The following is an 8,512-nucleotide window of genomic DNA, read 5'->3' as shown; positions in this document are numbered from 1 at the left end:
AAAAGCACCAAAACCTCCACCTGGCGTGACGATTCCGTCGAGAGCGACAGTCAGCAGTTGTCCCAACAGTTGCGCCAGCGCCTGCTGAGCTCACGCGGGATTTATGCCAACGAGGACGAAGTATTAATTACCCTGGGCGCACAAAACGCACTGTTTATTATTGGCGCGACCCTTGCCCACAAAAACAAACCCATCGCTGTCGAAGATCCCGGCTATCACTATGGACGCAATGCCCTACAGCTTACCGGCAATCGGCTTATCGGTGTGCCGATTGACGACGAAGGCCTGATCGTGCAGAAAATACCCGATGAGTGTCAGCTGGTGTTTACCACGCCCAGCCATCAGTTCCCGACCATGGTGACCATGTCTCAGCCGCGTCGCAAGCAGTTACTGGCCGCGGCGGCCAGGCAGGATTTCCTGGTCATCGAAGACGACTACGAAGCAGAGATGAACTATTTCAATTCGCGATCACGGTCGCTGCGCTCGCAGGATAAAAACGATCGCGTCATCTATATCGGCAGCCTGTCAAAAACCATTTCACCCGGCATACGACTCGGCTTCATGGTCGCGCACCGTGACATTATCCGACAAGCGCGGATCGTCAGGGGCGTGATAATGCGCCATGCGCCGACGATTGTTCAGGAAGTGGTCGCACTGTTTTTTCAACTTGGCTACTACGATTCGCATCTGCGCAATATAGAGCGGCGTTACAAGCGTCGATGGCATGTCATGAACGATGCGATCGCCAGGCACCTGAGCATGCTCGAGCGGACGCCGACCCGCGGCGGCACGTCATTCTGGCTGACCGGTCCCAGGGGGTTTGACGCAACTGAACTCGGTAAACGCCTGCGCAACAGGGGTGTGTTAATCGATATCGGTGAAAGATATTATTTGAAAAATAACAAACGCAGCTTTCGGCTCGGTTTCGCGTTCGTGCCAATCAAAAAACTAGAAGAGGGCATCCAGATAATCGCCGAAGAAGTCAAACGCCTATTATAAGTGCCGCCTCGCTCTGTCCTTTCAAAACATAAAATCTGTCTCTCGACTGCGACAGCCGTTTTTGAGTTAAATGCCTGAATCACAGATTAGCGACCGCCTTATGACATCCTGCCAGCCCTTTACTATCGACATCCCGGAAAAAACGCTGCAAGCCGTTCGCGATAAAGTTGCGGCTTACCCATGGCACGAAATGCCCGACGATGGCGGTTGGGATTACGGCACCAATCTCGATTACATGAAGGAATTTGCCGACTATTGGGTTAACGAATTTGACTGGCGAAAACAGGAAGCGGCAATCAATCGCTTTCCTCAATTCATAGCGAAAGTCGATGACATCGATATTCACTTTATTCATGAAGTGGGTAGCGGTCCGTCACCCACGCCGCTGATTATCAGCCATGGATGGCCGGGGACAATCGTTGAGTTTATGGAAATCATCGAACCACTCGCGCATCCCGAGCGTTTTGGCGGCAAGGTCGAGGATGCTTTTACTGTCGTCGCCCCCTCATTGCCCGGATTCGGTTTTTCCGGTCGACCGCCGCGACCTTACGGCCCGCGCCAAATGGCTGCGGTTTTCAATTCACTGATGACCAATATCCTGGGCTACGATAGCTACATTGCACAGGGTGGCGATTGGGGTGGCGCCATTTCTTCCTGGCTCGGATTCGAACACCCGGCTTGCAAAGCCATACACATAAACATACTGACGATGAGGCACCCCGACGGCCCGCAAGGTGCAGAGGAAGAAGCCTGGGACAAACAATTTGAGCGCGATCAGGTAATGGAAAACGGTTATCGAACGCAACAGGCCACCCGGCCGCAGACTCTGAGCTATGGCATGATGGATAGCCCCGTCGGCGTCGCTGCGTGGATTATTGAAAAATTCAATTCGTGGTCGGACACCGATGGCGACGACATCGAAAGCGCGCATACCAAAGACGAGTTACTCACTAACATTATGATCTATGTTGTCACCCGGACTTTTAATACCGCGTCCTGGATCTATTACGGCCGACGTGAAGAAGGCGGGCGTATCTTGTCGCCGGATGGTAAACGTGTGGAAGTACCAACTGCCTGCGCGTTGTTTCCGAAAGAAATGCTCGCCTGGCCACCCCGCAGCTATGTCGAGCGTATTTATAACGTTCATCGCTGGACGGAGATGCCGCGTGGCGGACACTTTGGTGCGCTGGAAGAGCCTCAACTTATAGTCGACGATGTTCAAGCCTTCGCAAATAGTTTACACCAGAGCTAGGGGTGGAATCGAAATCCCGACACAAGTTACTGTAAAAAAGTAATCTGCATAGATTCCAACTTGGAAGATAACAACGCTTGTACCATCCGATAATTCGAGTGAGCTAAATATCCGATCGTAAAAATGCCTACTTGGATTTAAAGTACCGATGCTGTCAAATGCGATGACACAAACAAATCTGTGGGCAGCTTCCGCAATATACCCACAAAGACACCAATAAAATGATATGCTATAAACTATAAGTTATTGATTTTAAGAGGAAAACCTGGTGCCCAGAGGCGGAATCGAACCACCGACACGAGGATTTTCAGTCGGACATTAATTTTTACAACTTAGAAAAATCAGTTACTTACGACGCTTTCCCTTCCCGTTTGTGCCAGTAAACGCCAGATACCGCCAGTTAATTGGGCAAAAAATCGGCACACTAAATTAGACAATAAAATTCGGACAGATTCTGCAAAGATTGCAGGATCAGAATTTATATTTTGACCTCCATTCTATTCCAAGAATCTGGCTGAGTTTTATCTTACCGGCCCTAGATCTTCGACCATGGTTAGTAATTCTCTGGTGATACCTATTAATTCTTCAAGCAGTTTAGGATCGATCTCGGTAAATCCCTCGTACTCGACTTGGTTGCGAAGATTATGGCATTTGTCCAGCACACGCCATTTTGGATTGTCGAGTCCCACTGTGTGCTGCAAGCACTGGAACACCAGGTAGCGATTATCCGATCGATAACCATGCCAACGCATCGCAGCCAGCGCCAATGAATGCGCTGCACCGTATGCAGAAGAGAACCTGCCTTCCTCGGATAATCCCCGAACCTCGATGTCTTTCAGCCGGGTTTTTGCTGACCTAATCATGCCATCAATCTGGCCCTGGTCCGAAGGTTCTTCCTTGAGGCTTCGCGTTTTTACCAGATTATCTAAATGCTCCAATGTCATCCTCGCCTCCCTTTATCCATAGTTTTGGTTGTTCCATCACTCGAGTCAAAAAAGCATTATTCTGTTTAAGCTTTTTCTTTACCTCGTAGGGATCGTAAATGCTTGGGTTTATCCTCCGTCCGAGTGAATGCTCAGCGTCTCTAAGTGATTCCATCACCTCGGCATAGGCAAGATCTTTCGTTATAACCATCAAATCGATATCGCTGGTTGCAGTGTCTTCCGCCTTGGCAATCGAACCGTAGACAAATGCTGCGACTATCTGCTCATCGAGCACCCGCAACGCAATTTTAATAACATCGACAACACCGAAAGTTTTACGTACGATTCCCAGCAATTCATCATAAATCGGGCATTCAGGATTGGCTTGGTAATGATGCTGATTTCCAATCTTGGTCATAGTTATAATTCCTGTCGCCTCCATTCTATCCAACTCCCTTTTTATGGTATGAACCCCCATTCCAGTTAGGCGCAAAATCTGCTTGGTGTAGAAACTTTCATCAGGTCGACCATATAACAATCCCAACACCTGCTGTTGCGTCGTGGTGAACAGTGCATCGCCCAATTGACTAACTGAATTACCCCTTCGGTTCATAAATTATGTACTATAGTTCATGTAATATGAACTTTCAATTCATTACACCATCGTTCAGGAATCGAGATAAAGTGTTACCTATGTGCCCGGTATGGACCCAAATCGAAATGGTGCCCAGGGGCGGAATCGAACCACCGACACGAGGATTTTCAGTCGGGTTTAAATTTTTCTAACTTAATAAAATCAGCTACTTACGCGCTCCCCATTTCCATTTGTGCCAGTAAATGACAGTTACTGCCAGATATTAGGGCACAAAATTGGCACAGCGATAGATCGGTCAATTGCTATCTTAATGCTTAAAGTTTCTCCTGGCCGTCCTTTCTTGAAACAAAATTCCCATGCGGTACATTCGCTACGCCAGAATTGCGGCATGATATGGAGATTGCAAAGATCGATCAGAAGTCGATACGATTATATTTTCAGGAGGCACAGGTAAAAAGAATCAAACTGAGCCATAACCCGGCTCATCGGGGTGGGTCAATTTTAGAGGCAAACCCTGGGTCAGTTTTAAGTGAAAATTAACAGGCTGTTGTGTATCCAGTATAATTAACAGTCCGAGATCCTAAAGGAATCTGCTATGCCTGGATTAACTCTGTTTGTGATAATAGATCCGACTAAGGAGCACCAGCACGCTCTGGCACACGCGGCGGAGATTGCCAATATAGCGGGTGGTCATATTCATGCCTTTTGTGCAGTTTATGAAGACGACCTGTCCCATTATGCGTCAAGACGTGATGCAAAATATAAAGTGAAGCATCGTGCCATGGATAAAGTGGATGACTTGATCAAACCACTGGCTAATGATCAGGTTACAGTAGCCAGGGAAGTCGTCTGGAATGATCATTGGTACCAGGCAGCGGTACATGCTTGTGCAAGGGTAGGCGCCGATTACATGGTAAAGTGTAGCGACACCCACAAGAAAGCCCTGAGTCTGCTGAAGAAACGTTCTGACTTTTACCTGTTACGCCATATTTCCTGCCCTGTACTGCTTGTCCATACGGTCGAATCCAGACAGTATCGGCGTGTGTTAGCAGCGGTTGCCGTCGAGGATGGCGACGATGGCCACGACAGATTAAATAACCTGGTCATTTCCGAGGCTCGACGCATATGTCGCTTAACAGGCGGGGAACTGCACGTCCTGGCCACCCACAAAGATCGCCCGAACTTTTTCAAGTTGCTACGTTTTCGGTCGGATGCAGACGACGAGAAACTGCCAGACGAACAGCTGATTAGTTCCCACTTTGGCATCGAATCCGATAAAATTCACCTCGCTTCCGGTCCCGTCAGACAGGCTATTGTGGAAAAAGCGACGCACATTGACGCTCAATTGCTGATGCCGGGAATTATTGCACGTACAGGTGTTTCGGGCGCTGTTTTAGGCAATACTTGCGAGAAGGTCGTGGATCAAGTTAACGATAGATATAATGACGGTTTACTAGCTGTAAGTACGGATCAATAGCACGGAACTAATGACTGTACTCCTGTAATTCGAACCGCCCTGAATGTGGGATTTCCCTGGAATTCTGACCCGGGGAGGCCCCAAAATGAAGCGCAAGCGCTATCTCGAAGAAAAGATCAATCCGATCCTGCAGGAACACGAGGCTGGTGCCGGATTCAATCAATCAGAGCCGGTCGATTGATATCGGCTCGGATCAACTCGCTAACGGCCGCCGAGTCCGGATATTGAATATCGTCGACGACTACTCTCCCGGGAGCGTGCTGCAGATAGTCGACTTTTCAATCTCGAACTATATCGATCACCGGTTAAAATACCGCCGACAGTGTTCGTTGAACGGGTTGCCTGATATGATTAATTCCCACATCAGTTGTGGCTCACATCAAGGGGGGCGGTCACTATTGCCAGAAATCACAAGCCCAGCTTAGATTTCGCGCACATCGTCCTGCTAAATTTATTGGATCTAATGTATGCCAGAAAATAATCTCTCCAGTCCCGATAACCAGACTTTAATGCCCCACATAATCAGTCTGTTTCTGGCTCTTGCTGCATTTTGGCTAATAAACTCTGGTCATTACACGCTGCTGATACTGTCGCTTGGGTTAATCTCCATCGCCCTGGTTTTATATATTGCCCATAGAATGGATGTAGCCGACCACGAATCCCAGCAACTGCTCATCCCGCCGAAGATACCCGGATTCCACCTATGGCTCGTCAAGCAAATAGTTCTCGCCAATATTTCCGTTGTCAAGCATATCTGGCTTGGCAACAAGACAATATCTCCCGTTCTCACCAAGATCAAAGCCAATCAAAAAACAGACATGGGAAAGGTTATCTACGCAAACTCAATTACCCTGACGCCGGGTACAGTCGCGGTAGACCTGGTGGGCGATCAAATTACGGTACATGCATTATTGCGGGAAAACATTGAAGTTTTACAAGCCGGTGAAATGGATCGCCGGATATGTCGCCTGGAAGACTGATGCTAATCGCGGCAACCATAGCAATTCTTGTTGTTATGATCCTGGGAATCATTCGGGGAGTCGTGGGGCCTACCCTCTACGACCGGATTCTTGCCGTCAATATGTTTGGTACCAAGACGGTGTTACTCATCTCGCTACTCGGCTTTGTGATGGGGCGCCCGGATTTCCTGGATATTGCCATCGTTTACGCCCTGATCAACTTTGTTAGCGTAATCGGCGTGTTGCACTTTTCTGATTCCGCTGTTTTCAAACATGATCCTAACGACACAGGGACAACGAAAAAGGAATAGTAATGGATATTATCCTCGATATGAGTAGTGCCCTGTGTTTGCTATTGGGCAGCTTTCTTTGTTTATCCGGAGGGGTTGGGATCATACGATTCCCCGATTTTTATACCCGAATGCATGCGGTAGGCGTGACCGATACTTTAGGTGCGGGAATGATTTTAATCGGATTGGTGCTGCAAAACCCCGAGGGTCTCGTTGTGTTTAAGTTATTGCTGATCCTGGTGATGACCGTATTTATCAACCCTGTTGCAAGCCATGCACTGGCCAAAGCGGCATTTCGGAACGATCTCGTGCCACTATCGGATAGTAATGAAAACAAAGGAGGGACAGAGTCATCGAATCCCTAATCAATATCGTCCTGTTGATTTTTCTCGCAGTCACCGCGATTGCCATAGTGCGGATGCGGGACCTGTTTGCAGTGGTCATGATGTTGGGTATTTTTGGCCTGCTGTCCGCGAGTTTTTTCGTTGCCATGGATGCTGTAGACGTGGCATTTACGGAAGCGGCCGTGGGTGCGGGTATCGCTACCTTGCTCATGTTGACCGCGGTAACCCTGACCGTGCGTTCGGAGGATAGCGAGCGCCACAAGCCCATGTGGGCTTTGGTCGTGGTTATTATTACAGGTGGACTGTTGATCTATGGCACGCTGGATATGCCCTATTTTGGCTCTTCGCAAGCACCGGTTCACCAACATGTTGCCCCGCGCTATATCAACGACTCGATGCAGGAAACCGGTTTACCCAATATCGTAACCTCCGTACTTGCAAGCTATCGAGGCTTCGATACCCTGGGCGAAGTCGTCGTTATTTTTACTGCCGGCATGGGGGTATTGGCCCTCTTGAGACAAGGTCGTCGTTCCGGTTTCGATCAAATCATGGCGGATTCCATCTTTTATTTAATGCATGAACGACATTTGATTCTGCGCGTTGTAACCAAGTTACTGCTTCCTTTTATTCTTCTGTTTGCGCTCTATGTTCAGTTTCACGGCGATTTTGGGCCCGGTGGCGGATTCCAGGCAGGCGTGATCTTCGCCGCTGCGATCATACTCTATGCCATGGTCTTCGGATTACAAACGGCACGGCGTGTCGTTAATCGGACGTTTGTCAGATTGCTTGCCGCCGTCGGTGTTTTGCTTTACGGCGGTGTCGGGGTGGTTTCTATGCTGAATGGCGGCAACTTTCTTGATTACAACTTTTTGGCTGGCGATCCTGTCGCCGGACAGCATCTGGGAATTCTTTTGGTCGAACTCGGTGTCGGTTTTACGGTTACGTCGGTTATGGTAATCATTTTTTTCAACTTTTCCGACCGCAGGAACAATCCGTAGATTTTTAAAAAAACATAGGCCCTTAATGATACTCGGACTTTTTAACTATTGGGTAGTAATCGTGCTGATGATGATTGGCCTGTACATCGTCATCGCCCATGGCAACCTGATCAAGAAAATTGTTGGCCTGACTATATTCCAGACCGCGGTTTTCATCTTTTATATCAGCATCGCCAAAGTCGAAGGTGCTTCCGCCCCCATTTTGGTCGAGGGAATAAGCCAGTACTCGAATCCTCTGCCGCACGTTTTGATTCTCACCGCGATTGTCGTCGGCATCGCAACTATTGCCCTCGGACTTGCATTGGCTGTCCGCATCAATGAAGCCTATGGAAGTATCGAAGAAGAGAGCATTCAGAACCAGGACAATCAAGAGTGTTAACCCACTTGCCTGCTCTGGCAGTCGTATTGCCGCTGCTGTCCGCACCGCTTTGCCTGTTTATCAGTCGACCCCTGTTAGCCTGGCTTTTCACGATGCTCGCCAGTGGCTTGACAATGCTGGTCAGTATTGCCTTGCTGCAGCAGGTCATGGCTTCGGGTACGATCGTCTACGAGATGGGTGGCTGGAGCGCGCCCTGGGGGATCGAATATCGCGTCGATAGGCTCAATGCCTATCTTTTACTGATCGTCTCGAGTATCAGCACGGTCGTACTGCTGGCTGCCCGCATCAGCATAGAA

11 protein-coding genes are annotated in these 8,512 nt (G+C 48.8%); 9 read left to right on the top strand and 2 right to left on the bottom strand.

Features of this window, described 5'->3' with window-relative positions; genetic code table 11:
* Both OES20_18310 and OES20_18305 read left to right on the top strand, forming a co-directional pair.
* A partial coding sequence (locus tag OES20_18310; GenBank protein ID MDH3636649.1) for a PLP-dependent aminotransferase family protein occupies nt 1-999 on the top strand: 999 nt, incomplete at its 5' end.
* Nucleotides 1,000-1,069: 70 nt separating this feature from the next.
* Nucleotides 1,070-2,251: an epoxide hydrolase gene (locus OES20_18305; GenBank protein ID MDH3636648.1), complete on the top strand. Its 1,182-nt coding sequence runs from the start codon at nt 1,070-1,072 to the stop codon at nt 2,249-2,251.
* A 521-nt stretch (nt 2,252-2,772) separates the two neighbouring features.
* Here the strand turns inward: OES20_18305 and OES20_18300 are convergent.
* Together OES20_18300 and OES20_18295 are read right to left on the bottom strand one after the other, a co-directional pair.
* Nucleotides 2,773-3,195 (bottom strand): hypothetical protein, encoded by a 423-nt coding sequence (locus OES20_18300; protein ID MDH3636647.1) that lies wholly within the window; start codon nt 3,193-3,195, stop codon nt 2,773-2,775.
* Nucleotides 3,173-3,757 carry a nucleotidyltransferase domain-containing protein gene (locus OES20_18295; GenBank protein MDH3636646.1) on the bottom strand — a complete coding sequence of 195 codons (585 nt, stop codon included), beginning with the start codon at nt 3,755-3,757 and terminating at the stop codon, nt 3,173-3,175. Before OES20_18295 ends, OES20_18300 begins: the two co-directional genes overlap by 23 nt.
* A 607-nt stretch (nt 3,758-4,364) precedes the next feature.
* On the opposite strand from OES20_18295, the gene OES20_18290 reads away from it, so the two are divergent.
* From OES20_18290 to OES20_18260, 7 genes are all read left to right on the top strand, one after another.
* A complete protein-coding gene (locus OES20_18290; GenBank protein MDH3636645.1) occupies nt 4,365-5,246 on the top strand; it encodes a universal stress protein in 882 nt (293 codons plus the stop codon).
* 467 nt (nt 5,247-5,713) lie between these two features.
* Nucleotides 5,714-6,226 (top strand): Na+/H+ antiporter subunit E, encoded by a 513-nt coding sequence (locus OES20_18285; GenBank protein ID MDH3636644.1) that lies wholly within the window; start codon nt 5,714-5,716, stop codon nt 6,224-6,226.
* Nucleotides 6,226-6,516 carry a monovalent cation/H+ antiporter complex subunit F gene (locus tag OES20_18280; GenBank protein ID MDH3636643.1) on the top strand — a complete coding sequence of 97 codons (291 nt, stop codon included), beginning with the start codon at nt 6,226-6,228 and terminating at the stop codon, nt 6,514-6,516. The genes OES20_18285 and OES20_18280 overlap by 1 nt, the downstream gene beginning before the upstream one ends.
* Nucleotides 6,517-6,518: 2 nt before the next feature.
* Nucleotides 6,519-6,860 carry a monovalent cation/H(+) antiporter subunit G gene (gene mnhG / locus OES20_18275; protein ID MDH3636642.1) on the top strand — a complete coding sequence of 114 codons (342 nt, stop codon included), beginning with the start codon at nt 6,519-6,521 and terminating at the stop codon, nt 6,858-6,860.
* 17 nt (nt 6,861-6,877) lie between these two features.
* A complete protein-coding gene (locus tag OES20_18270; GenBank protein MDH3636641.1) occupies nt 6,878-7,837 on the top strand; it encodes a Na(+)/H(+) antiporter subunit B in 960 nt (319 codons plus the stop codon).
* Nucleotides 7,838-7,862: 25 nt separating this feature from the next.
* A complete protein-coding gene (locus tag OES20_18265) occupies nt 7,863-8,216 on the top strand; it encodes a cation:proton antiporter subunit C (protein ID MDH3636640.1) in 354 nt (117 codons plus the stop codon).
* Between the two features lie 5 nt (nt 8,217-8,221).
* Nucleotides 8,222-8,512 (top strand): monovalent cation/H+ antiporter subunit D family protein (locus tag OES20_18260; protein MDH3636639.1); only part of this gene is annotated, 291 nt, incomplete at its 3' end.

This window comes from Gammaproteobacteria bacterium, from assembly GCA_029862005.1.
In the GTDB taxonomy this organism is placed as follows: domain Bacteria; phylum Pseudomonadota; class Gammaproteobacteria.
This window is presented reverse-complemented; position numbering and strand designations above follow the sequence as displayed.